Below are 23,954 nucleotides of genomic sequence, written 5' to 3'. Positions count from 1 at the left end.
GTTGCCGCCGTTGCCGCCGTTGCCGCCGTTGCCGCCGTTGCCGCCGTTGCCGCCGTTGCCGCCGTTGCCGCCGTTGCCGCCGTTGCCGCCGTTGCCGCCGTTGCCGCCGTTGCCGCCGTTACCGCCGTTACCACCGTTACCACCGTTGCTTCCCAGTACGGAGACTGGTTGGTTGTTACTAAGTGTTGAGCAGTCATCCCCTGTTGGGCATGGGGATTGCGCCCACAGCGAAGCACTTTGCAGGCAAGCAAGTAGTATCAGGCTCGAATAAAGTGGGGAAGTTGAGTTCATGATATCGACCTTGTTAGATGAAGAAGCGTTGGCATAAGGATTTCTTAACAAACTCAGACATCCAAGTGGTAGGTAGATTCGTCTGGTTGGGCGGCTGGTAACTGGCGATATATCAGTCCAATTTCGCTGACAACCCAGAGCGAAAGCAGGGCCAGCAGGCTGAGCAGGGGAAGCAGAGAGTGGCTCTGGGTCAGGGCATAGGCCGCAATGGCGGCACCGGTCAAAAGCAGGGTTCGGATCATGAGGTGGCTCCTTGTCGTCATGGGGGTGTTGCGTGGCCACGGACAGAGCGCCTGGGGTCGGGAGTTGTTCCCGGGTGGCACGAAGCGCGCTGAGTATATCGCGTCATGCCGCTGCCGATCCGTGGTGTCATCACACTTTCCATAGTCATGGGTTTCGTATCGAGTTGAGCCCCGCTAGGTGCGGGGCCAGTAATGGTTTGACGGTCAGAAGAAACCGTCGTTGTTATCGTCACTGTCGGCCCAGCCGCTACTCTGGCTATCGTCGTCGAGAAAATTGCTGCCAGCATCGGGAGGTGAATCCCAGCCGTCCCAGCGCACCGGTTCCGCATCGACCGGATTGGCGATGGGCGCTGGCTCTATGATGTCGATGATCTCCTCGGGCCGATTGTTGTGAAACAGTCCGCCGATCATATCGGCCAGCATCACGCCACCGGCCACACCGGCGGCGGTTTGCAGGGCGCCGCCCAAAAAGGAGCTGGTACGGGATGCTGGCTGGGCAGGAGCGGATGCCGGTGGCGGCGTGAAGCGCGGGGGCGGGCTGCTTTCGCTACCAAACAGGCCGGAGAGAAAACTGCCACCACTTGAGGCGCTCTGGCTGGCTTCCAGCTCCTTGACCCGCTCGTTGAGGCGAGTAAGGGCTGCCTGCTGAATTAGCAGCGCCTGGGCCATGTAGTAGGGGGCATCGGGCTGCTGGGCCAGATGTTGGCGGATCAGCTGATCCGCTTGTTGGTCTCGCTTGCTATCCCTGGCTTGCGCTTGCTTGAGGCGGTCGAACAGTCCATCGATCAGACCCTGTTCCTGTTGTTGCATCTCAAATCCTCGCTATGGTGCGCAGACAGTGCGTTCAGCCATCCTAAAACCCGCGGGGCATCAGTGGTATCTGATTAACTCATCAATGACCGAGGGTCTACCCGCGTTCGTCAGCGGTCGGGCTGGTAGTAGTCGAGATACCAGCGGACAAACTCGGCAACCCCCTGCTTGAGGGGCGTGGCGGGGCGCAGGCCGGTGAGGGTGTGCAGCGGTTCGCTGTCGGCCCAGGTGGCGTGCATGTCGCCTGCCTGCATCGGCAGCATCCGCTTGATGGCGGGTTTGCCGATGGCCTCTTCCAGCGCCTCGATAAAATCGAGCAGCCGCACCGGCTGGCCGTTACCGATATTGAGGATGCGGTAGGGGGCTGCGCTCTCGGCCGCGCTCTGCTCGCTGGCGTGCCAATCGGAATTGGGGCGGGGCGGCTGATCGGCGACGGCGAGGATCCCAGCGACGATGTCGTCGATAAAGGTGAAGTCGCGGCTGAGATCGCCGTTGTTATAGACGTCGATAGGCTCTCCCGCGAGGATGGCGCGGGTGAACTTGATGATGGCCATGTCGGGGCGGCCCCAGGGGCCGTAGACGGTAAAGAAGCGCAGCCCTGTGGTGGGCAGGCCATAGAGCGCCGAATAGGCGTGGGCCATCAGCTCGCCGCTCTTTTTGGTCGCAGCGTAGAGGGAGACCGGGTGATCCACCTGCTGCGCGGTGGAGTAGGGCATCTGATCCCCCATGCCATAGACCGAGCTGGAGGAGGCGTAGATGAGGTGCTGAATCCCGTGGTGACGACACCCCTCCAGCACCGTCAGCATGCCGGTGAGGTTGCTGTCGGCATAGGCGAACGGATTGTCGATGGAGTAGCGCACCCCCGCTTGCGCCCCCAGATGGAGCACCCGCTCGAAACCGTGGCTGGCAAACAGGGTCGCCATCGCCTCGCGATCTGCCAGATCAAGCCGCTCGAAGCGAAAATGGGGGAAACTGGCAAGTTGGGCCAGCCGCGCCTCTTTCAGACTCACCTCGTAGTAGTCGTTGAGGTTGTCGATCCCCACCACCTGATGACCTGCGGCGCACAGTTGGCTGGCCACATGAAAACCGATAAAGCCAGCGACGCCGGTGACCAGATACGTCATGGTTGGGGTCCTGTGCAGGTCATGGGGCTCCTTACGGTGAAGGGAAAAGGGGGCTGCGCGCTTTGTAGCAGAGCCGGCGCGTTTGTGCCATGGCAAACCGCCTCTGTCGGCGCGGCATGCTGCATCTTGGTGCAGCGAGTGTCAATGCCAGATGACATGCACCAGATTGGGGCGTTCAGCCTGACTGTTGTGATCCTTTTCACAAAAAATAGACTGGACCCCATAACGAAGCCCTGTGGACAGGGCTCGCAGCCCGCCCGCAACGGCAGGCGACAGACACTCTCTCTTTACTTCGCTTGGATACAGGTTATGGACAACACCTCGATTCGCACTGCTCATCCTATTTATGAGGATGTGCTGGCCCTGCTGACGGCGGCCGGCTTTGTTTCCCTCGGCATCTTTCTGTTTCATCAGGTTGGCCTGCTTACCGGCGGGACTGCCGGGCTGGCGCTGCTGCTGCAAAAGGTGACCGGCATCAGCTTCGGCCTGCTGTTTTTCGGCATCAACCTGCCCTTCTATGCGCTGGCATGGCTGCGGATGGGGCCACGTTTTACCTTCAACACCTTTGTCTCGGTGGCGGCGGTCTCCTACATGACCGATCACCTCAACGGGGTGTTGCAGATCGGCAAGATAGAGCCGCTCTATGCGGCGCTGATCGGCGGTACCCTGATCGGTATGGGGCTGCTCATCATGTTCCGTCACAAGTCGAGTCTGGGGGGCTTCAACATACTGGCGCTCTTTATTCAGGATCGCTTTGGCATCCGGGCGGGCAAGCTGCAGATGGGGCTCGATTGCGCCATTGTTGTTGCCTCGTTTTTCGTGGTGCAGCCCTGGATCCTAGCGCTCTCCATCGTGGCGGCGGTTATCTGTAATCTGGTGTTGACACTCAACCACAAGCCGGGCCGCTACCAGATTGCCTGACAAGCTGCGGCAGTGGCTCGATAAGACAAGCGTGACCCGATAGCACGAGGCGGCCTGATGGCCGCCTCGTCTGTTTCTACCCTGGGGTTTGTTCGCTGCGCCTAGCTTGCCTGCTCCAGCCTGCTGTCACCGCTCATGGCGTTGCTACTGATGGCGCTGCCGCTGATAGCGTGACCACTGACGGCGAGCGGGGTGTGGCAGGCCACCTGATGATGGGCCTCATCACACGCCTCAAGCTTGGGCGCCTTGCTTTTGCACAGCTCGGTCGCATGTGGACAGCGCTGGTGGAAGTGGCAGCCGCTTGGCGGCGAGATGGGGGAGGGCACATCGCCGGTCAGCAGAATGCGCTGGCTGCGCCTGCGCGGGTCCGGTACCGGAATGGCAGAGATCAGCGCCTGGGTGTAAGGGTGGCGCGGCGCCAGATAGAGCGACTGGGCATCCGCCAGTTCGACGATCCGTCCCAGATACATCACCGCGATGCGATCCGAGATGTGTTTGACCACCGACAGATCGTGGGCGATGAAGATGATGGAGAGGTTCATCTCCCGCTGCAGGCTGAGCAGCAGGTTGACGATCTGCGACTGCACCGAGACATCGAGGGCCGAGACCGCCTCGTCGCACACCAGCAGCTTGGGCTTGAGGGCGATGGCGCGGGCGATGCCGATCCGCTGGCGCTGACCGCCGGAAAACTCGTGGGGGTAGCGATCCACCGCACTGCCCGGCAGGCCCACTTTTGCCAGCAACTCCTGCACCCAGCCGCGGCGCTGCTCAGTGTTGCCTTTACCGTGGATGATAAAGGGCTCCTCCAAAATTTGGCCCACAGTGTGGCGGCTGTTGAGGGATTCTGCTGGGTCCTGAAACACCATCTGCATCTCCTGACGCAGGGAGCGCATCTCCTTCGGGCTAAGGGCGGTGATGTCGCGCCCCTCGAAGGTGATGGTGCCTGCGGTCGGCTCGAACAGCTTGAGCAGGCTGCGCCCGAGGGTGGACTTGCCGCAGCCCGACTCACCCACCAGCCCCAGCGTCTCTCCCTGTTTCAGGTCGAAGCTGATGCCATCCACCGCGTGAACCGTATATTGCTTGCGCAGGAACCCGCCTCCCAGCCGGAAGTGCTGTTTCAGATCCCTGACCGATAACAGAGTGCTCATACGGTCAACTCCTTCCAGTAGTGACAGGCGACATGTGTTGAATGAGGGGGATTGAGCCGCGCCATGGGCAATGCTGCCTGCTTACCCCGGAATAGCGGTCGCACATTTATGACCCATGCAAGCGCGTTCATACGGTCAACTCCTTCCAGTAGTGACAGGCGACATGGTGGCGCGGATTGAGTTGCTCCACCGCCGGAATGGCGCTGATGCAGAGATCGGTTGCATGGGGGCAGCGGTTGAAGAAGCGGCAGCCAGCGGGCATCTCGTGCAGGGCTGGCACCTGTCCCTTGATGGTCTTGAGCAGGCTCTTGGGCTCATCCTCGAGCCGCGGGATTGAGCTCATCAAGCCGTGGGTATAGGGGTGACGGGGGTGGTCAAACAGTTCGAACACGTCGGCCTGCTCCACCGCGCGGCCGGCGTACATCACCACCACTTCGTCACACAGCTCTGCAACCACCCCCAGATCGTGGGTAATAAAGATGATGGCCATCCCGGTCTGGGCCTGCAGCTCTTTCATCAGTTCGAGGATCTGGGCCTGAATGGTGACATCCAGTGCCGTGGTCGGCTCGTCACAGATAAGCAGGTCCGGCTCGCATGAGAGCGCCATGGCGATCATCACCCGTTGGCGCATACCGCCGGAGAGGTTGTGGGGATAGACCGCAAAGCGCTGGGCCGGTTCCGGGATCCCCACCTTCTGCAGCATGGCGATGGCCGCGGCTTTGCGCTGGGCCTTGTCGTACTCGGGGCGATGAAGGCGAAACACCTCCATCAGCTGCTCACCGACCGTCTGCACCGGGTTGAGGGCCGTCATCGGCTCCTGAAAGATCATAGAGATGCGGTTGCCGCGCACCTTGTACATCTGATCCGGCGCAAGCGACAGCAGCTCCTCCCCCTGAAAGCGGATAGAACCGGCTACCACCTGACCGTGGGGCTTGGGCAGCAGCCCCATGATGGCGAGTGAAGTGACACTCTTGCCACAGCCAGACTCGCCGACGATCCCCAGCGTCTGGCCCGGTGCCACCTTGAAGCTGACCCCGTCGAGCACCTTGATCTTGCCGTCATCGACGGCGAACTCCACCTCGAGATTGCTTACCTCAAGAATCGAGGCTTGGTGCTGGCCGTGATCAGCGGCGAACTCCCCCCCGTTATCCGGTACGTCAAGAATGGGGGCCTGGGTGTTGGGCATAACGGCTGCTCCCTTCGCAATGGCCTGAATATCAATGACGTGCATAGGTCTTGTCGAGCAGGTTGATGGGCGCCAGCGCCTCCCCTGCCTCCTTGGCGTTGCGGGTCTCTTCCTTCACCTTGGGATCGAGCCAGAGCAAACCGCCACTACTGTGAGGATAACCGTCCATCGGCCAGTAGAGCAGATCCGGCGTGTTCTTGGTGGCAGGCACTTCCGGCAGCATCACATAACGCCAGCTGCTGGCCCGCACATAGTTGAGCTGCACCCCGGGCACGAAGATGGCGAGGTCATAGATGCGCTGCTGGATCTGCTGGGAGAGCTTGGCCCGCTTGGCCATGTCGAATTCGACGTTGTAGACATCGATCAGCGCGTCCAGCTCCTTGTCAGCCACGTTGAACAGGTTGTTGGTCTGCGGCTTGTTGGCGTTGGCGGAGTGGAAAAACTCCCAATATTGCGGATAGAGACCGCCGCCGCCCCAACCGAGCCAGGCCGCTTCGTGTTTCTTCTCCAGCATCACCTTGAAACCGGTGGCGCCATCCACCAGATTGAGCTCCAGATCCAGACCCGCCTTCTTGGCCTCCTCTTTCAGCACGGTCAGGCGCTTGGAGTGCTCCTGACTGGTGTAGGTGAGTGCCAGCGTCAGCCGCTCCCCCTTCTCATTGTGCAGGATGCCGTCCGGCCCCGGCTTGTTGTAGCCGCCCTTGGCAAAGTACTCCCGCGCCTTGCCGATGTCATAAGCCCGCTGTGGCAGCGTGATGTCAGTGAACTCGCCAAAGCCCGAGTCAAAGGTGGTGGCTCTGTCATAGTCGCCGCGCAGCACGGTCTCGATCATCTTGTCGATGTTGAAGGCGTGCTGGATGCCGAGGCGCACGTTCACATCCGCCAGCTTGGGGTTGGCCACATTGAGGTGCACACCCTGACCGCCCTGTTTGGTATCGGTCATGGCCATTACCTTCTGCACGTAGCCTTTTTTGTACTCCGGGGTGACCGCTTTTTCATGCCACCAGTTGGGCAGGATCATCTCGAAGGTATCGATCTCCCCTTTCAGGAAGTGGCGGAAGGCGATGTTGTGGTCGCGGATCACCTGCACCTTGATGGTGTCGATGTTGAATCTGTGCTGGTTATAGCGATCGTCTTTTGCCCACCAATCCTTCTGCTTGCTGAAGGTAACCGACTTGCCCTTCTTGACGTCGCTGATCACGTAGGGACCTGTGGTGGGCACCACGGCCCAGTTGTACTGCTTCACCCAGTTGGGGGTCAGCTTGTAGTAGTGCTTGGGCTGGGGCCACAGCTCGGTGGTGTTGAGCAGGTCCATCTTGGCCTTGCGGTTGCCCGCTTTGACCATAATGGTGTGATCATCGATCTTCTCTACCGCTACCACTTCAGTGGTGTAGTAGTTGTTGAACCAGGGCCCCTTGATGTGTTTGGAGCGCATCATCTCGTAGCCGAAGGTGTAGTCATCGGCATTGACCGGCTTGCCATCCGACCATTTGGCGCGGGGATCCAGCTTGAAGTAGACGGTCTGGCTGTCTGGCGCGATGGCCCAGTGGGTCGCGAGCGAGGGGATGGGGTTGCCGGTATTGGGGTGAAAGCTGATGAGTCGCAACTGGTTATCGAGAATAAAGGAACGGAACGATCCGTTGGAGTCAGGCCCTACGGTGCGGAACGTCAGCGGAAAGCTCTCCACAAACATATTGAGGTTGCCACCCGGCAGCGCCTTGGGGGAGGCGAACACAGGATCCGTGTCGTTGGTCTCCCATTTGAGATCCGCGGGCAGGCTGGCCGCCCAGACCCAGGATCCGTTTACCAGCACAAAGAGAGCACCTATCCATTTGATTTTATTTTTCATGTTTGACTTCCAGGTCTGGCCCCTGCACTGGGGGTCTTGATTGATAACGGGATTATCCCTTGCTCCCGGGACCGCCGATGGCGGCGGCCCGTCCTTCATTAATCACTGTTCGTTACCCGACGCCTGCCGATGCGCTGGCATCGGCTGGCTTATTGGTAACGGGTAAATTTACGTGGATCGAACGCCTCGCGGATCGCCTCACCGATAAAGGAGACCATGATCAGCACCAGACTCACCGCTGCCACCACCGAGCTGACGATCCAGATGGCATCCAGATTGTTGATGCCCTGGGAGAGCAACTCCCCCCAGCTCGGGGTCGGCGGTGCCAGCCCGAAGCCCAGATAGTCGAGTGCCGTCAGGGTGGAGATATTGCCCACCACGGCGAACGGCGCCAGGGTGACGATCATCATCAGGGTGTTGGGCAGGATGTGGTTGAAGATGATCCGCCCGGTGGTTGCCCCTTGTGCCCGCGCCGCCATCACATAGTCCCGCGCCCGCTCCTTGTAGGTGAGGGTGCGCATATACCAGGTGATCCCCATCCAGCCGAACAGCACGTTGATGGCAACAAACAGGCCGAAGTTGGGCTTGGCCAGCGACACCAGGATCATGATGACGTAGAGAAACGGCACCTGGGACCAGATCTCGATAAAGCGTTGCAGGATGAGGTCGAAGCGGCCGCCGAGAAAGCCCATCAGACAGCCGATGGTTACCCCGATGGCGTAACTGGCCGCCAGCGCGATAAAGGCAAAGCCGATGGCGATGCGAAAGCCGTAAACCAGCCGCGCCAGTACGTCGCGGCCGCTGGTGTCGGTACCGAGGAAGTGGCGCTCGGCCGCGCTGGGGGCGTAGGGCGGGTAGGCATCCTCCTTGAAATCCTGCTCGTAGGGATTCCAGGGCACCGGCGGCAGCAGCACCCAGTCGCCCTGGCCCTCTGCGGCAAATTTGGCCTTGAGCTGGCGGTAGTTGGTTTCGTACTCGTAATCGAGCCCGAACTGCTGGCCGGGGATCACATCGCCATAGGTGGGGAAGTGCAGCTGGCCCTGATAGCTCACCATCAGTGCCCGACTGTTGACCAGCAGCTCCGCCAGCAGGGAGAGCAGCACCAAGGTGGTGAAGATGATGAAGGAGTAGTAACCGCGCTTGATCGACTTGAAGCGCTTGAGTTTTTTCAAGGTAACCGGATTGAGCTTCATGGTCAGTCTCCAAACCGCACGCGCGGATCAACAAGGGCAACACAGATATCGGAGACGATATTGCCAATCAGCATCAGCATGGAGGTGATGGCCAGAATGCCCATGACGGTGGGGTAATCCCGCTCGACGATAGCCTCGTAACCGAGCAGGCCGATGCCGTCGATGTTGAAGATGGTCTCGATGAGGAAGGAGCCGCCAAAGAAAACGGTGAGCACAGACCCCAGGTGACTGGCGATGGGGATCAGGCTGTTGCGCATGGCGTGGTCGGTGACCGCCTTGCGAAATGGCAGTCCCTTGGCCACGGCGGTACGCACATAATCGGCCGACAGGTTCTCCATCAGGCTGTTTTTCATGGTCATGGTGAGGATGGCGAAATCGCCGATGGCGTAGGCGATAAGCGGCAGCAGGGCGTGGGCAAAGACAGTGCGGATCTGATCCCAGCTGCTCTCCATGTACTCAAAGTCATCCCCCGGAAAACCGCCCATCGGCAGCCACTCCAGATGGAAGGCGAAGACAGTGATGAGGAAGATCCCCACCACGTAGGCGGGCAGGGCATAGGCCATGTAGATAAGCATGGAGCTCAACGAGTCGAAGCGGCTGTTGTGCCTGAGCGCCTTCGCCACCCCCAGCGGAATGGAGACCGCATAGCTCAGCAGAAAGGTTGCCAGCCCGAAGAAGGCGGTGACCGGGAGCCGCTCCTTGATGAGATCCCACACCGGCTCGTAGTAGCGGGTTGATTCGCCCAGATCCAGCACCGCCAGCTTCTGCAGCCACTCCCAATAGGCGACCAGCATGGGCTTGTCGAGGCCATAGAAGGCCTTGAGCTCCTCGATCTGTTCATCGGAGAGGGCCTGCGCCCCCTTGCTGCCACTGGAGCGGCCAGATTCATTCTGGGAAACCTGGGCTTGCAGCAGCATGCGTTCGACCGGACCGCCCGGCACGAAACGGGTGATGGTGAAGACGAGCAGGGTGATACCGAGAAACGTCGGAATGATCAAAAGCATCCGGCGTAGGAAATACGACAGCATGGTGGAACCTCGTCCTTGTTGTTCTTTTTTGCGGCCAGTCAAATCCGGTGACGGGCCTGTCCTTCCTGGCATTACGCGCTGGATTGGTTGCCAAACAGCAGACAATCCGCTTGGCCACTGTAAAAGCTCTGCAACAAAAATCAAGTACAAGGAAATGGAAAACTGGGACAAATGACCCGCTGAGACCAAAAGCACCGAAAAATGACGTTTTTTATCTGAAAAGTGAAAATCAAAACAAAACGCTACTGCTCAACATTATTTTAAAAAATATAAACAGCTGTTTGTTTGAGTTTTAAATGTTTTTAAGTTGTTGATTTACAATGTTTTTGTTTGGGTGGTGAAATTGAAGGAAAACGATATCATCTCGACGATTTTATCTGTTATCCCTATGAGAACGGTCAGGTGCAACCCTCATGAAGTTAGTGTTTTATTCTTATTAATGCCAATAAATCAAAATAAGATATAAACGGACAGCACGTTAACTAATAAGTTCATCAAATTTTAATTCAGCGCCATTTACGCCATTTAACAATGCTTTTACATTGTACAGATTGTTTTTGGCAGAATTATTCACTAATTATGCCGGTCAAAATTAATACACACCGCTTATTCTGCGCCTGACCTCGCCATACCCCTGCTCCATTGACGTCGCTAGTCAAAGATTGATAAGCCTTACACATCGCTCCAAAGAGGGCGGTATCAGGAAGCAAACAATAAACAACCAGGAAGGATATAAGCGATGCTTAGGAAGAGCAGAATCTCTGCTGCGATTGCGTTCGCCTTGGCGAGCCTTGCGGCGGCCCCATCCGTATCTGCCGAAGAAGGGCAGAACGTCGAAAAACTGCAGAAAATCAAAGTCACTGGCTCCCGTATCTCCCGTGTTGATGTTGAGGGGGCGACTCCGGTTGTCTCTGTCAGCAAAGCCCAAATTGAACAGTCTGGTCAGCAGACTGTGGCGGATTATCTGAAACAGGCCTCCTATAACTCCTTTGGTGGTTTCTCCCCATCCTCCGGTAGTTCCGCCCAATCACAAGCCACAGTAGGGCTGCGTGGCCTTGGTGAAGATCGCACACTGGTGCTGCTCAATGGCAAGCGTATCGCCGGTTCTCCCTCCATGGGGGGCACCGCCATCAACCTCAACACCATCCCCATGGCTGCCGTTGAGAGGGTGGAAGTGAACCTGGACGGTGGCTCTGCCCTGTATGGTTCTGATGCCATCGGTGGCGTTATCAACGTGATCCTCAAAGAGGGTTTTGAAGGTTTGTCATTCCAGGGGCGCGTCGGTTCACCGACCGAGGAAGGTGGTGACGAACAGAGTGGTTCCATCGTCAGCGGTATTTCGGGTGAGAAAGGTTCCCTGATGATGGTCTACGAGCATGATGTCAAAGACGAAATCTATTACAAGGATCGTGACTATCTGGCCAAGCAGGGGGCTGAGTCTCCTAGCCTCTATGGTCGCAATATCAAGGGAGTAGACGCGGCAACTGGCAAGACCGTAACCCGTACTCTGAATGGGGTCGACTGTGAAAGCACCGGCGCCGGTTTTGTCACCAAGGGTACGGCTTGCCGCTTCGACTTTGCTCAAGTCGCAGCCAAGACCGCCTCGCGTACTCGCGACACCGTCTATGTCAACGGCCGCTACCATATCAACGACAATGTGGATTTCGTGCCACAGATGATAGGTTCCCGGGTCACCAGTTTTGGTCGTTTCGCCCCTGCTGCCGGTGCCTTCACCGTGGATGGCTCCACCCCTGAAAGCGCTGCAGTCCTGTCTGCCAACAACTTCAGCACCGCCAAGGCTGCGACGGTTTACTACCGCTTCAACAACGTCGGTCCCCGTGACAATGAAGTGACCGACTTGACCGGTACCCTGAACCTGGGTTTTGAAGGGGTGGTTCCGACCGAGGCGGTTGGCGATCTGGAGTGGAACGCTGGTTACATGTACTCCAAGACAGATAACCAGAGTATTGGTAATGGCTATGTATTGGAGCCGGCGGTTCAGACTCAGGTAAACAGTGGAAACTTCGTCAACGGCAGCTTCTCCGCTGATGCCACCAAGGATCTCTCTTATACCACCAGCCGCAACTCCAAGATGGATTTCTTCCAGTGGTATGGCGGTCTGGGTTGGGAGATGGGCGAACTGCCTGCTGGCCCGGTCAGCTGGTATCTGGGGGCCGAGTATAACGATTGGGTTTACTCCGACACCTACGACAGCCAGTCCGAAGCGGGTAACGTACTGGGTTCATCCGGCAACTCCGGTAGCGGTGTGCGCGATGTGTTTGCCACCTACATCGAGAGCCTGATCCCCATCACCGAGCAGATCGAGCTGAACCTGGCGGGTCGTTACGACAAGTACAGCGACTTTGGCAGCGCCTTCTCGCCCAAAGCGAGTCTGCGTTATCAGCCGCTCGACCAGCTGATGTTCCGTACCTCCTGGTCCCAGTCTTTCCGCGCGCCGGGTCTGAATGATCTCTATGCGGCGGATGCCCAGTCAGCGGACTTTGCCAAGGACTATGTCTACTGCCAGGCCAATGGTATTGCCAACTGTTCCGAAGAGCAGTACGAGACAACACGTCAATCCAACAAGAACCTGAAGGAAGAGACCGCCAATACCTTCACTATCGGGGCGGCCTACAATCCGCTGGACAATCTGAACCTGTCGCTCGATTACTACTACATCAAGATTGATGACGTGATCCAGCTGGCTACCACCCAGACCCAGTTCTATCAGGAGCTCAATACCGGCAGCAACCCGAACGTCATTCGTGACGCCAATGGCGATGTCGAGAAGGTCTATGCCGGCATGGTCAACCTGGGGCAACTCAAGACCAGTGGTATCGACTTCAAGGCGGACTACAAGTACGACTTCAACTCCTTCACCCTGCGTTACGACTTTGGCAGCAGCTACATCCTGAAATATGAGGAAGGTCTGTTTGCTGGTGGCCCAATGGTTGACAAGAAGGGCTGGAATGGCAAACCCGACTTCCGTTTCAACTCCGGGATCGGTGCCAACTTCCCGCAGCTTTGGAATCTGGATACCTACCTGAGCACCAACTATATCGACTCCCAGAGCCAGGACTATGTGGATGACAAGGAAGAGGGGCATATCGCTTCCAACACCATCTGGAACCTGAATGTCGCGGTCGATACCAGCTGGAATGCCAAGATCCAGACCGGCGTGAAGAACATGTTCAACCGCGGACCTTCCCTGTCAAATGATGGTTACACCTACGATGAATACCTCTACAGCATTGACGGACGGGTCTACTACATCGACTACACCCAGAAGTTCTAATCAACCCCGTTGATATACAACCTCAGCCGGCCCGGTCGGGTCGGCTGTGCCCAACGTCCAAGGAAGTTACGGAGATAGGGTAATCCTATGAAGACAAGGACCATTACAATGAAGAAAGCGCTCCTTGGCAGCCTGGTTTCGGCCGCCTTGTTGACCAGCTTCAATCTGAGTGCCGCCACTGCCGGTCAGGCCGTGGACGCTCAAGCCGCCACCGACAACGCATCAAAAGTTTCCCAGCAGAAGATCGACAGCTATGCCGAATCTGCCGAATCCGCATTGGCCCAGTACAAGGCCGCCCTGCGTCAGGTCGACAGTCTGCGCACCTACAACGAGCAGGTGAGCAAGATGGTCGAGTCCCAGAGTGCCGAGCTGGCGTCGATGCAAAAGCAGATCGCCCAGATCGACCAGACCAGCACCGAAGTGGTGCCGCTGATGCTCAAGATGATCGACTCCCTCGAGCAGTTTGTGTCACTGGATCTGCCGTTCCAGAAGGTCGAGCGCGAGGACCGCGTGGCGGCCCTGACCGACCTGATGAACCGGGCCGATGTCACCATCTCCGAGAAGTACCGCAAGATCCTGGAGGCTTACCAGATCGAGGAGGGCTTCAGCCGCACCATCGAGGCCTACAAGGCGAGCCTGGACAAGGATGGCAGCGAGAAGACCTACGAGTTCCTGCGTGTTGGCCGCATCGCGTTGCTTTACCAGTCTCCGGATGGTCAGGAGACCGGCATGTGGAACAAGAAGACTCGTCAGTGGGAAGCCTTGCCCCAGGAGTATCGCAGTGCGGTTGAACAGGGCCTTCGCATCGCCAAGAAGCAGGCGCCTCCCGCGCTGATCAAGCTGCCGGTTCAAACTGCGGAGAAAGCATCATGAAAGGAATCAAACTTGCTATTGCCTCCCTGATTGCGGGAGCAACCCTGGTCACCCTGCCGGTGACCGCCGCCGAAAAACCGGTGGATCTCAATGCGCTGCTGAATCAGGTCAAGGCCTCCAGCCTGAGCGAATCCCAACTCAACAAGGAGCGGGAAGCCCGCTTCCTGGCTGACAAGAACGAGCAGGGGGCGCTGCTGGCCAAGGCCAAGGCCGAGCTGGCTGCCGAAACCGCCAAGGGCGAGCAACTCAAGGCGACCTTTGATGCCAACGACAAGCAGCTGACCGAGCTGACTGAAACCCTGCGCCAGCGTTCCGGCAACATGGGCGAGATGTTCGGGGTGCTGCGTCAGTTTGCCGGGGAGTTCAAGGGGATCTTCAACGCCTCCGCTCGTCGGGTCGAGCATCCGGAGCAATCCGCCCTGTTGACCCGTCTGGCCGAGAGTAAAGAGCTCCCCTCCAGCGACGATCTGGAAGCGTTCTGGACCACCACCCTCAGTCGCATGGTGGACGGTGGCAAGGTGAGCCAGATCCCGGCGACCGTGGTCTATGGCGAAGGCAACCAGGCCGAGAAGACTGTCACCCAGATCGGCGAGTTCAACACTGTCTCCGAAGGCAAGTACCTCACCTTCGTGCCGGAGACCGGTAAATTCGAGCAGCTCTCCCGTCAACCGGAGAAGAGTGTGCTGGCTCCCATCGCCGAGTTTGAACAGGGCGGTGACGGGGTCAAGCCCATCTTTATCGACCCGTCTCGCGGCGTGATCCTCTCCCTGTTGGTGCAGTCACCGACCCTCAAGGAGCGTATCGATCAGGGTGGTTCCGTGGGTTATGTGATCCTGGCATTGGGGGTCATCGGTACCCTGCTGGCCATCTTCTGCGGTATCCGCCTGTCGCTGATCGGTTCGTCCATGCGCAAGCAGCTGAAATCCGATCAGATCATCAAGGGCAACCCCATTGGTGACATGCTGGGGGCCTACCAGAACCATCGTGGTGACAACATCGAGGATCTGGAGTCCAAGCTCGACGAGATCATTCTGCGCAACGTGCCCAAGTTCGAGAAGGGCATCAGCCTCATCAAGCTGATCGCCTCCGTCGCGCCGCTGCTGGGCCTGCTCGGTACCGTAGTGGGGATGATTGCCACCTTCCAGGCCATCACATTGTTTGGTACCGGCGATCCCAAGCTGATGGCGGGCGGTATCTCCGAGGCGCTGGTGACCACCATGCAGGGTCTGGTCGTCGCGGTGCCCATGCTGTTCCTCTACACCATTGTGCAGACCCAGAGCCGTCGTCTGATCCAGGTGCTGGAAGAGCAGAGCGCCGGTTTCGTCGCCCGTTATCAGGAACGTCTGCACGCCTCCAAAGCCGCAGCGTAAGGAGTCACCCATGTGGTTCTGGTTGATTGAAGAAGTCGAGTCGGTCCGCCGGTTTTTGGGATTGGGGGGCGATGTACTGGTCGCCCTGTTCTTCCTGACCCTGATGATGTGGGCCCTGTTGCTGGAGCGCTGGTTCTACTTCATGGCGGTTTACCCCAAGCAGGTGAAGCAGACCAAGGCCACCTGGTTGGCTCGCACCGATCATCTCTCCTGGTCTGCCAAGCAGATCCGGCGCGAGCTGGTCTCACGGGTTGCCATGGCGGTGGACAAGGGGATGCCGGTCATCAAGGTGCTGATCGCTCTCTGCCCGTTGATGGGGCTGCTCGGCACCGTGGTGGGGATGGTGCAGGTGTTTGACACCCTGGCCATCACCGGTACCGGTTCGCCGCGGGCGATGGCATCGGGGATCTCCAAGGCAACAGTACCGACCATGGCGGGCATGATCGCCGCCCTTTCCGGCCTGTTTTTTGTCAACCAGCTCGATCACAAGGCCAAACTGGCGGTGCAAAAGCTGGAAGACAACCTGAAACACGGTTGATGCAGGATGCATACCCCCGGCGAGGCATGGCCTGCCGGTGGCACAGAACAAGCAAGGAGTTTCTGCTATGAGAAAACGTTACAGCGACAGCGGTGCTGACGAGGCGGCTATCGATTTGACCCCCATGCTGGACATAGTGTTCATCATGCTGATCTTCTTCATCGTCACCACCTCCTTCGTCAAGGAGTCCGGTGTCGAGATCAACCGTCCCAGTGCCAGCACGGCCGAGACGGTGAAGAAGGGCAATATCATGGTCGCGGTGCGCGAAAACGGTCAGGTCTGGGTCGACAAGCGGGTGGTCGAGGTGGGGGCGGTACGCGCCAACATCGAGCGGCTGCGGGCCGAAAACCCGGAGAGTGCCGTGGTGATCCAGGCCGATAACGAATCCCGTTCCGGTCTGGTGGTGCAGGTCATGGATCAGATCCGCATGGCCGGTGTCCAGAACATCTCCATCGCGGCAGACAAGAGCAGCTGATGCCGGAGAGAGACCTATGAGATACCTGATATCGTTGGCGGTCTCCTGTGTGGTGGTGTTCTTTCTGTTTCTGGGAATGAACAAGCTGATCACACCGGATCACCGGGAGCTGGTGGAGAAGGATGACGTCACCATGACCGATTTCATCCGCCTCAAGCCCCAGGAGACCCTGCAAGAGAAACAGCGGGAGCTGCCCAAACCGCCGCCGCCCAAGCGTCCGCCGCCGCCTCCCGAGATGGAAGTGGCTAGCACGGATCGGCCGAAGATGGAGAGCGCGCCGATGGACATGCCCAAGCTCGACATCCCGGTCAACATCGGTGGTGGCAACGCGCTGGGTGCCTACAGTACCGGCGGTGGTGGTGGCGGAGTCGGTGGCAACAACGGCGCCATTCCGCTGGCAACCTTCGAGCCCATGATGCCCCGCAAGGCGGCACTGGCGGGGCTGGCCTCCGGCAAGGTGCTGGTGGAGTTCACCGTCACCGAGCGCGGTACCGTCAGCAACGTGCGGATCGTCAAGGAAGAGCCGCGCAGTTATGACCTCGGCAAAGAGGCGCGCAAAACCATCGCCAAGTGGACGTTCAAACCGGCCATGGTGGATGGCAAGCCGCAGGCGAGCCGTATGCAGCAAGAGATCGAGTTTGCGGTCAACTAAGGAAGGTGGCGATGAACAAGTTACACAAGATGATCCTCGCCCCGGTCGCCATGGCGGTGCTGCTCAGCACCGCCAGTTGGGCCGCCGAGCAGCCGGCCCTGTCGGATCGGGCCTATCGGGCGGTCAACAAGGCGCAGGAGCTGATCACCGAGAAGAAATACGGCGAGGCCAATGCCAAGCTGCAAGACGCGCTCTCCGGCGCGGGCGAGCGGGTCTACGACAAGGGGGTCATATTGCAGACCCTCGGTTTCGTAGCCGCTCAGCAGGAGAAATACGGTCAGGCGACCAAGTACTTTGCCGATGCCATCGCGACAGGCGGCCTGCCGCCACCGGTGGCCCAGCAGGTGCGCTACAACCTGGCCCAGCTCTATATGGCTGAGGGCAATTATCAGGGGTCGATCAAGACCATGAAGGAGTGGTTTGCCAACCAGGGCAAGGATGACAAGCCCAACTCCCATGCCTATATCACGCTGGCCAACGCACACGTGCAGCTCAAGCAGTACCGTGACGCGATCCCAGCAGTGGATCAGGCGATCAAGCTGTCGGCAGGTAAAGCGCCGGAGTCCTGGTATCTGCTGAAGATGGGCGCTCACTACGAGCTGAAACAGTACAAACCGGCGACCGAGGTGCTGACCTCTCTGGTCAACATGTTCCCGGAGAAGAAGAAGTACTGGACCCAGCTGTCGGCCATGCATATGCAGGCAGGCAACGATGCCAAGGCGCTGGCTGCGCTGGAGTCGGCCTATAACCTCGGCATGTTGACCGAGGCTGCCGAGCTGCAGCGCCTCGCCAACTACCTCGCCTTCACCGGCATTCCCCATCGCGCCGCACGGGTGATGGAGAAGGGGATGAAGGATGGGGCGATTGAGCAGAGCGCCAGCAACTACAAGACCCTGGCCAACTACTGGCATCAGGCCAAGGAGCTGGATCCGGCCATCGACACCCTGGCCAAGTCCTACCAGCTGGCCCCGAGCGCCGAATTGCAGCTGAAAATGGCGCGCATGATGATCCAGAGCAAACGCTATCAGGATCTGGTGGCGCTGGCCGCCAAACCGGCAACCAATGCCAATGGTGAACAGCGGGCGGATCTCAAGTTCCTGACCGGGGTCGCCTATTTTGAGCAACAAAAGCCGAAGGAGGCCCTCAACGCCTTCACCCAGGCTGCTCAGAATGGCAACGTCAGCGGTCGGGCATCTCCGTGGATCAGCTTCCTCAAAGAGCAGAGCGGTGCAGGGGAGGCAGCCGTCCAGTAATTCCAATGACAACTACCTGTAGTCCCTTTTATGGTTGCCTGGTGGCTCCATTAACCGCTCTTCGGAGCGGTTTTTTTATGGTGGCTGCCAGCACCGGCGGGTGGCCGATGCGCGGTTTTATCCCTCTTCATGCCAATACAGAGCCTCCATCGACATTGGTCTATCTCTCCCGGTGTGACAAACGTTTCAGCTAGGGCTGCAACCGTGAAGCAAGGTGGCGCTGCGTTGTGGTTGATGGGGGCTCGGGTGGCTTGCTGACAGGCGGGCCGTGCCATTCATCTTTCTCTTTGCTGCGACTTGCCTGTGTGGCTTTTGCCCTGTTGATAAGCGTCACACCGAAAACGGCTACTTTTAACAAGAAAAGCAACATATGGAAGTTGAAATTTTGGCCGACTCAGGAAAGAATGCGCGCTCGGTTATTGGCGTCGTGGGGCAGGTTGACCCGCCACCGGCAGACCGAGGATGAGACGGCCCCCGGCCCATTTGGTACAGGAAACCACACAGGAATTTTATGAATCCCCTTCGCACTGCCGCTTCGGCCCTTTTATGCACATTTGCGCTGGTCAGCCAGCAGGCTGCCGCCGTCGAGTACCGTCTGCCTGCGGCCAACAGCCGCCTGATCGGTGAAAACCAGGAATACGTGGTGCCTGCGGACAACCGTCCGCTGGAGCAGATCGCTGCTGACTTCCAGCTGGGTCTGACCAACATCATGGAAGCCAACCCGGGCGTTGATCCCTATCTGCCGAAAGCGGGTAGCACCCTGATCATCCCCCACCAGCTGATCCTGCCCAACGCGCCCCGCGAAGGGATCGTCATCAACGTTGCCGAGATGCGTCTCTACTACTACCCGAAAGGGAAGAACGTGGTGGAAGTGCTGCCCATCGGCATCGGTCAGCTGGGGGTAAACACCCCGGAGAACTGGATCACCAAGGTAGAGCGCAAACGCGCCAACCCGACCTGGACCCCGACCGAGAACATCCGTCGCCGCTATGCTGCCCAGGGCAAGACTCTGCCGGCAGTATGGCCAGCCGGTCCGGATAACCCCATGGGTCTGCACGCCCTCTACATTGGCAACCTCTATGCCATCCACGGCACCAATGCCACTTTCGGTATCGGTCTGCGGGTGAGCAGCGGCTGCGTGCGTCTGCGCGCTGACGACATCAAGTATCTGTTCGACAACGTGCCGGTCGGCACCCGCGTCCAGTTCGTCAACCAGCCGGTCAAGACCACGGTCGAGCCGGATGGCGGTCGCTACATGGAAGTACACGAGCCGCTGTCGCGCACCGAGGAGGAGTTCAACTCCACCGCCTCCGTGCCGCTCCCGATGACACCGGCCATCACCCGCTTCATCGCTCACGCCGAGTCTGACTCCAACGTGGTCAAGCAGGTGCTGGAACAGCGTACCGGTATGCCGACCCGTCTCAATCCCTGATTGAGCAAGTTGGCGGTGCCGCGCGCACTGGCTGAATAAAGAAAACGGCGACCAGATGGTCGCCGTTTTTTATGGGTGAGTCACCGCTTGCTCACTGCACGCAGACCGGGCAGAAGGCGTAGGTGCCTTGCGGATCGTTGAAGCGGGTGAGCGGGTCGAGACTGCGGTTCACTTCCACCAATGCCTTGCCAAATCCAGCCGGCAGCCAGCTTTGCAACTGGGGGGCCAGCACTTGGGCACTGCTGTCAAACAGCTGGCGCAGGAACTTGTCCTTGGTGGACTCCTCCTGCTCGATGGGGGTCACCTGCCACTCCTTGAGGTTGGCCAGTTCGGCGGCGGCCTTGATGGCGTCATCCAGATTGCCGAACTTGTCCACCAGCCCCAGGGCCTTGGCATCTTCGCCGGTCCAGACCCGACCTTCGGCCGCTTTCTCTGCCTCTTCCGGGCTCAGACCACGGCCCTTGCTGACCAGACCGATGAAGCGCTGGTAGGTATCTTCCACGCTCAGCTGGATTGCCTGACCGACGTGATCCGGCAGGGCGCGGGTCGGGCCTACGCCGACGTAATCTGTGGTGCCGACCCCGTCGGTATGCACGCCGAACTGGGCCAACGCCTTGTCGATGGTGGCAAACATGCCGAACACCCCGATGGAACCGGTGAGTGTGGTCGGGGAGGCGAAGATCTTGTCCGCATCGGCGGAGATCCAGTAGCCACCGGAGGCGGCGTAGCTGCCCATGGATACCACCACCGGCTTGCCCGCCTGTTTCAGGGCCAGCAGCTCGGCGCGGATCTGCTCGGCGGCGAAGGCGCTGCCGCCCGGGCTGTCGATCCGCAGGACCACGGCTTTGACCTTGTCATCGCGGCGAGCATCGGCCAGCAGATCGGAGAGGCTGTCGCCGCCGATGGTTCCGGCAGGCTGCACGCCATCCATGATGGCGCCGCTGGCGACCACCAGACCCACCTCATCCTTGCCGCTCTGGGGATATTGTTCCGGAATGGCAGCCAGATACTCTTTCAGGCCGACCCCTTTCCAGCCGTGGTCGTCCGCTTCACCCACCTCTTTAATGACCGCCTGGGTCATCTCGTCGCGGGTGGCCAGCTGATCCACCAGCCCGTTGTCGAGGGCGTAGTTGGCGGCATTGCCACCGGCTTTGCGCAGCAGCTCGAGGAAGCGATCCTTGCCCGGCGCGACCGCATCGGGTTCGATCTCCCGCTGCTCGGCTACGTCAGCCACATAGGATTGCCACAGCTGATCCAGCCAGCGCTGGTTCGCTTCTTTGCTCTCGGGGGACATCTCGTCGCGGGTATAGGGTTCGACGAAGGATTTGTAGGTGCCGACCTTGAACACGTGCGGGGTGATATTGAGCTTCTCCAGCGCCGACTTGAAGTAGGTCTGGTAGACCCCAAGCCCCTCGATCACCACGGCGCCACTCTGGTTGAGCAGCACGTGATCGGCGTGGGCCGCCAGCAGGTATTGCCCCTGAGTGTAGAAGTCAGCCATGGCGATCACCGGTTTGCCGCTCTCCCGGAAGGAGTCGATGGCACTCGCCACCTCCTGCAGTTTGGTGAAGTTGGCCCCCTGCAGCCCTTGCGGCTTGATCACCAGCGCCTTGATGCGCTCGTCATCCTTGGCACTCTTGATGGCCCACAGCAGGTCGGAGAGGACGATCTCGCTCGGCTGCTCGTCGCTGCTGTCCATCTTGCGCAGCAGTTGTACGGTGGGATCTGTCTGGGAGCGTTGCTCCACCAGCACGCCGTTGAGATTGAGGGTCAGCGCCCCTTCGATGGGCGCCTTGGGGGCCTCTTTCTGGCTGACGCTGAAGACGATGACCAGCACTACGATGAGAAACAGCAGATTGACCAGCATCAGCCGGGTGAAATTGAGCAGGCGCCACAGGCTGCGGAACAACCAACCCAGACCTTTGAAAATAGACATAGTCGCGTTATCGCCCTGTTAATGGGTAGAGAAGAGCCATTATTAACCAGTTGCGGGCGAAATTGCCATTTCCGACTGGCGGATCCCGTCTATCTTCGTTCAGGGCACGGCTGTTCGCTGAAAAATTGTCCAAACATTTGTTTGAAAAAGAATTTTCGATTCTTTACTCTAGCCTCAGTTTGATAACAAAAAATTAACTGGAGGCATCGTGAGCCGCTATCCGACCCTGCTGACCCCGCTCGACCTTGGTTTTACCCAGCTGCGCAACCGCGTCTTGATGGGCTCCATGCATACCGGCCTCGAAGAGGAGAAGGGCGGTTTTGACAAGCTGGCCGCCTTTTACGCCGAGCGAGCCCGTGGTGGCGTTGGCCTTATCGTCACCGGTGGTATCGCCCCCAATCTGCGCGGTCGGTTGGTGCCTCACGGTTCCCAGCTGAGCTTCCCCTGGCAGGTGAGCAAGCACAAGAAGGTGACCAGCGCCGTGCATCAGGAGGGGGGCAAGATAGCGCTGCAGATCCTCCATGCCGGTCGTTACGCCTATCATCCGTTCAGTCTGGCGCCGAGCGCCCTCAAGGCCCCCATCTCCCCGTTCAAACCGCGCGCCATGAGCGAGCGGCAGATCCGCGGCACCATTCGCGACTTCGCGGCTACAGCTGCGCTTGCCAAGGCGGCCGGTTATGACGGCGTCGAGGTGATGGGCTCGGAAGGCTATCTCATCAACCAGTTCATTTGCGAGCGCACCAACAAGCGCACCGATGGCTGGGGCGGCAGCAGTGAAAACCGGATGCGCTTCCCGGTGGAGATTGTCCGCGCCATCCGCGAGCGGGTCGGCACCGACTTCATCATTATCTTCCGCCTCTCCATGCTGGATCTGGTGGAGCAGGGCTCGACCCTGGAAGAGGTGATTGCCCTTGGCAAAGCGCTGGAAGCGGTGGGGGTGACCCTCATCAACACCGGTATCGGTTGGCACGAAGCGCGTATTCCCACCATCGCCACCAGCGTGCCGCGCGGCGCCTTCAGCTGGGTGACCGCCGAGCTGAAAAAGCATCTCAAGGTGCCGCTTATCACTACCAACCGGATTAACACACCAGAGGTGGCAGAGCGGATTCTGGCGGGTGGCGAGGCGGATATGGTCTCCATGGCGCGCCCTTTCCTGGCGGATCCCGAATTTGTCATCAAGGCGGCCGAGAACCGGGCGGACGAGATCAACACCTGTATCGCCTGCAATCAAGCCTGCCTCGACCATGTGTTCAAGCAGAAGCGCGCCTCCTGTCTGGTCAATCCCCGCGCCTGTTTCGAGACCGAGCTGACCTTTGGCCGCGTGCCCCAGCCCAAAAAGCTGGCGGTGGTGGGGGCGGGCCCGGCCGGGCTGGCGTTTGCCTGCTACGCTGCTGAGCGTGGTCATCAGGTGAGCCTGTTCGATCAGGCCAGCGAAATCGGCGGCCAGTTCAACTTCGCCAAGCAGATCCCGGGCAAGGAGGAGTTTCACGAAACCCTGCGCTATTTCGCCAAACGGCTGGAGAAGTGCGGCGTCGAGCTCTATCTCGGCCAGCGCCAGAGTGCCGAGAGCCTGCTCGGCGGCGGTTTTGACGAGGTGATCCTCGCTACCGGTATTCGTCCGCGCACCCCCAATATTCCGGGGATCGAGCATCCCAAGGTGATGAGTTATCTCGATGTATTGCGGGATCACAAACCGGTCGGCCAGAAGGTGGCGGTGATCGGTGCCGGCGGCATCGGCTTCGATGTGGCCGAATTCCTTGTGGAGAAAAGGGTAGAGAAGAAGGTGGAGACGGATGCCGATGGGCACCGTGATCACTGGCTCAAGGAGTGGGGCATCGACAAACAGCTTGGCGAGCGCGGTGGCCTCACGGCTCCTGAAATCGACGCCCCCGAGCGCCAGATCTGGCTGCTCCAGCGCAAGGAGAGCAAGGTGGGTGACGGCCTTGGTAAGACCACCGGCTGGATCCACCGTACCGTGCTCAAGAACCGCAAGGTGCAGATGCTCTCCGGGGTGCAATATCTGGGGATCGATGACGAGGGCTTGCACATTCAGGTGGGCGAGAGCAAGCAGTGTCTGCCGGTGGATCAGGTGATCGTCTGCGCCGGGCAGGAGCCCCTCAAGGAGCTGCAGGCCGGGTTGCAGGCGGCAGGCAAGCCGGTGCATATCATCGGCGGAGCCGACGTGGCTGCCGAGCTGGATGCCAAACGCGCCATCCGGCAAGGGGCCGAGCTGGCTGCGATCATCTAGCCAACTGTGCCCTCTTGTCCCTTTTTAGTGCGATAAACCCCTGAGCCTCAGGGGTTTTCTTCATTCGGTGCTGTGCTAAGGTAGCGCCAT

Annotated in this window: 20 protein-coding genes; 11 read left to right on the top strand and 9 right to left on the bottom strand. The window is 59.3% G+C overall.

Annotated features, from left to right (window positions below; all coding sequences use genetic code 11):
• The coding region (locus ACB035_RS07490; RefSeq protein ID WP_371166988.1) for a hypothetical protein at nt 1–189 on the top strand (189 nt) is incomplete at its 5' end.
• Between the two features lie 155 nt (nt 190–344).
• Here the strand turns inward: ACB035_RS07490 and ACB035_RS07485 are convergent.
• The 3 genes from ACB035_RS07485 to ACB035_RS07475 all read right to left on the bottom strand — a co-directional run bounded on the left by ACB035_RS07485 (nt 345) and on the right by ACB035_RS07475 (nt 2,467).
• Nucleotides 345–533, bottom strand: coding sequence for a hypothetical protein (locus tag ACB035_RS07485; protein ID WP_040068682.1), 189 nt, complete (start codon nt 531–533; stop codon nt 345–347).
• Nucleotides 534–737: 204 nt separating this feature from the next.
• On the bottom strand, nt 738–1,343 hold the full coding sequence (locus ACB035_RS07480) for a DUF2076 domain-containing protein (protein WP_371166987.1): 606 nt from the start codon (nt 1,341–1,343) through the stop codon (nt 738–740).
• Between the two features lie 110 nt (nt 1,344–1,453).
• The gene (locus ACB035_RS07475) at nt 1,454–2,467 is read right to left on the bottom strand and encodes an NAD-dependent epimerase (RefSeq protein WP_247823978.1); all 1,014 of its coding nucleotides are present in this window, start codon (nt 2,465–2,467) and stop codon (nt 1,454–1,456) included.
• Between the two features lie 309 nt (nt 2,468–2,776).
• On the opposite strand from ACB035_RS07475, the gene ACB035_RS07470 reads away from it, so the two are divergent.
• On the top strand, nt 2,777–3,388 hold the full coding sequence (locus ACB035_RS07470) for a YitT family protein (protein WP_005349421.1): 612 nt from the start codon (nt 2,777–2,779) through the stop codon (nt 3,386–3,388).
• Nucleotides 3,389–3,489: 101 nt separating this feature from the next.
• On the opposite strand, the gene ACB035_RS07465 is transcribed toward ACB035_RS07470, so the two are convergent.
• The 5 genes from ACB035_RS07465 to ACB035_RS07445 form a co-directional block, all read right to left on the bottom strand.
• Nucleotides 3,490–4,536: an ABC transporter ATP-binding protein gene (locus ACB035_RS07465; protein ID WP_371166986.1), complete on the bottom strand. Its 1,047-nt coding sequence runs from the start codon at nt 4,534–4,536 to the stop codon at nt 3,490–3,492.
• Nucleotides 4,537–4,663: 127 nt separating this feature from the next.
• Nucleotides 4,664–5,722: an ABC transporter ATP-binding protein gene (locus ACB035_RS07460; protein WP_371166985.1), complete on the bottom strand. Its 1,059-nt coding sequence runs from the start codon at nt 5,720–5,722 to the stop codon at nt 4,664–4,666.
• Nucleotides 5,723–5,753: 31 nt separating this feature from the next.
• A complete protein-coding gene (locus ACB035_RS07455) occupies nt 5,754–7,571 on the bottom strand; it encodes an extracellular solute-binding protein (RefSeq protein WP_371166984.1) in 1,818 nt (605 codons plus the stop codon).
• A 149-nt stretch (nt 7,572–7,720) separates the two neighbouring features.
• A complete protein-coding gene (locus ACB035_RS07450; RefSeq protein ID WP_013724081.1) occupies nt 7,721–8,764 on the bottom strand; it encodes an ABC transporter permease in 1,044 nt (347 codons plus the stop codon).
• A gap of 2 nt (nt 8,765–8,766) precedes the next feature.
• Nucleotides 8,767–9,792: an ABC transporter permease subunit gene (locus ACB035_RS07445; RefSeq protein WP_031227629.1), complete on the bottom strand. Its 1,026-nt coding sequence runs from the start codon at nt 9,790–9,792 to the stop codon at nt 8,767–8,769.
• Between the two features lie 739 nt (nt 9,793–10,531).
• Here ACB035_RS07445 and ACB035_RS07440 point away from each other — a divergent pair.
• From ACB035_RS07440 to ACB035_RS07405, 8 genes are all read left to right on the top strand, one after another.
• A complete protein-coding gene (locus tag ACB035_RS07440; RefSeq protein WP_216951982.1) occupies nt 10,532–13,087 on the top strand; it encodes a TonB-dependent receptor in 2,556 nt (851 codons plus the stop codon).
• Between the two features lie 108 nt (nt 13,088–13,195).
• On the top strand, nt 13,196–13,960 hold the full coding sequence (locus ACB035_RS07435; RefSeq protein WP_371166983.1) for a DUF3450 domain-containing protein: 765 nt from the start codon (nt 13,196–13,198) through the stop codon (nt 13,958–13,960).
• A complete protein-coding gene (locus ACB035_RS07430; protein ID WP_005338937.1) occupies nt 13,957–15,330 on the top strand; it encodes a MotA/TolQ/ExbB proton channel family protein in 1,374 nt (457 codons plus the stop codon). The genes ACB035_RS07435 and ACB035_RS07430 overlap by 4 nt, the downstream gene beginning before the upstream one ends.
• 10 nt (nt 15,331–15,340) lie before the next feature.
• Entirely contained in the window at nt 15,341–15,868 is a 528-nt protein-coding gene (locus ACB035_RS07425; RefSeq protein WP_005338936.1) for a MotA/TolQ/ExbB proton channel family protein, read from the top strand.
• A 67-nt stretch (nt 15,869–15,935) separates the two neighbouring features.
• Nucleotides 15,936–16,343: a biopolymer transporter ExbD gene (locus ACB035_RS07420; RefSeq protein ID WP_005338933.1), complete on the top strand. Its 408-nt coding sequence runs from the start codon at nt 15,936–15,938 to the stop codon at nt 16,341–16,343.
• A 16-nt stretch (nt 16,344–16,359) separates the two neighbouring features.
• Nucleotides 16,360–16,995 (top strand): energy transducer TonB, encoded by a 636-nt coding sequence (locus ACB035_RS07415; protein ID WP_005343441.1) that lies wholly within the window; start codon nt 16,360–16,362, stop codon nt 16,993–16,995.
• 11 nt (nt 16,996–17,006) lie between these two features.
• Nucleotides 17,007–18,248, top strand: a complete 1,242-nt coding sequence (locus tag ACB035_RS07410) for a tetratricopeptide repeat protein (protein WP_371166982.1) — start codon at nt 17,007–17,009, stop codon at nt 18,246–18,248.
• 511 nt (nt 18,249–18,759) lie between these two features.
• Nucleotides 18,760–19,680 (top strand): L,D-transpeptidase family protein, encoded by a 921-nt coding sequence (locus tag ACB035_RS07405; RefSeq protein ID WP_005338927.1) that lies wholly within the window; start codon nt 18,760–18,762, stop codon nt 19,678–19,680.
• A gap of 91 nt (nt 19,681–19,771) precedes the next feature.
• Here ACB035_RS07405 and sppA read toward each other — a convergent pair whose 3' ends face one another.
• Nucleotides 19,772–21,616: a signal peptide peptidase SppA gene (sppA, locus tag ACB035_RS07400; protein ID WP_371166981.1), complete on the bottom strand. Its 1,845-nt coding sequence runs from the start codon at nt 21,614–21,616 to the stop codon at nt 19,772–19,774.
• A 208-nt stretch (nt 21,617–21,824) separates the two neighbouring features.
• Between sppA and ACB035_RS07395 the strand changes: the two genes are divergently transcribed.
• A complete protein-coding gene (locus tag ACB035_RS07395; protein ID WP_279464405.1) occupies nt 21,825–23,864 on the top strand; it encodes an NADPH-dependent 2,4-dienoyl-CoA reductase in 2,040 nt (679 codons plus the stop codon).
• Nucleotides 23,865–23,954 lie beyond the last annotated feature (90 nt).

It is taken from the genome of Aeromonas sp. S12(2024), from assembly GCF_041402305.1.
GTDB lineage: Bacteria > Pseudomonadota > Gammaproteobacteria > Enterobacterales > Aeromonadaceae > Aeromonas > Aeromonas veronii.
This window is presented reverse-complemented; position numbering and strand designations above follow the sequence as displayed.

Bases quoted from the DNA above. Each gene is read 5' to 3' on its own strand.
- ACB035_RS07485 (WP_040068682.1), bottom strand. From the start codon at position 533: ATGATCCGAACCCTGCTTTTGACCGGTGCCGCCATTGCGGCCTATGCC.
- ACB035_RS07480 (WP_371166987.1), bottom strand. From the start codon at position 1,343: ATGCAACAACAGGAACAGGGTCTGATCGATGGACTGTTCGACCGCCTC.
- ACB035_RS07475 (WP_247823978.1), bottom strand. From the start codon at position 2,467: ATGACGTATCTGGTCACCGGCGTCGCTGGCTTTATCGGTTTTCATGTG.
- ACB035_RS07470 (WP_005349421.1), top strand. From the start codon at position 2,777: ATGGACAACACCTCGATTCGCACTGCTCATCCTATTTATGAGGATGTG.
- ACB035_RS07465 (WP_371166986.1), bottom strand. From the start codon at position 4,536: ATGAGCACTCTGTTATCGGTCAGGGATCTGAAACAGCACTTCCGGCTG.
- ACB035_RS07460 (WP_371166985.1), bottom strand. From the start codon at position 5,722: ATGCCCAACACCCAGGCCCCCATTCTTGACGTACCGGATAACGGGGGG.
- ACB035_RS07455 (WP_371166984.1), bottom strand. From the start codon at position 7,571: ATGAAAAATAAAATCAAATGGATAGGTGCTCTCTTTGTGCTGGTAAAC.
- ACB035_RS07450 (WP_013724081.1), bottom strand. From the start codon at position 8,764: ATGAAGCTCAATCCGGTTACCTTGAAAAAACTCAAGCGCTTCAAGTCG.
- ACB035_RS07445 (WP_031227629.1), bottom strand. From the start codon at position 9,792: ATGCTGTCGTATTTCCTACGCCGGATGCTTTTGATCATTCCGACGTTT.
- ACB035_RS07440 (WP_216951982.1), top strand. From the start codon at position 10,532: ATGCTTAGGAAGAGCAGAATCTCTGCTGCGATTGCGTTCGCCTTGGCG.
- ACB035_RS07435 (WP_371166983.1), top strand. From the start codon at position 13,196: ATGAAGAAAGCGCTCCTTGGCAGCCTGGTTTCGGCCGCCTTGTTGACC.
- ACB035_RS07430 (WP_005338937.1), top strand. From the start codon at position 13,957: ATGAAAGGAATCAAACTTGCTATTGCCTCCCTGATTGCGGGAGCAACC.
- ACB035_RS07425 (WP_005338936.1), top strand. From the start codon at position 15,341: ATGTGGTTCTGGTTGATTGAAGAAGTCGAGTCGGTCCGCCGGTTTTTG.
- ACB035_RS07420 (WP_005338933.1), top strand. From the start codon at position 15,936: ATGAGAAAACGTTACAGCGACAGCGGTGCTGACGAGGCGGCTATCGAT.
- ACB035_RS07415 (WP_005343441.1), top strand. From the start codon at position 16,360: ATGAGATACCTGATATCGTTGGCGGTCTCCTGTGTGGTGGTGTTCTTT.
- ACB035_RS07410 (WP_371166982.1), top strand. From the start codon at position 17,007: ATGAACAAGTTACACAAGATGATCCTCGCCCCGGTCGCCATGGCGGTG.
- ACB035_RS07405 (WP_005338927.1), top strand. From the start codon at position 18,760: ATGAATCCCCTTCGCACTGCCGCTTCGGCCCTTTTATGCACATTTGCG.
- sppA (WP_371166981.1), bottom strand. From the start codon at position 21,616: ATGTCTATTTTCAAAGGTCTGGGTTGGTTGTTCCGCAGCCTGTGGCGC.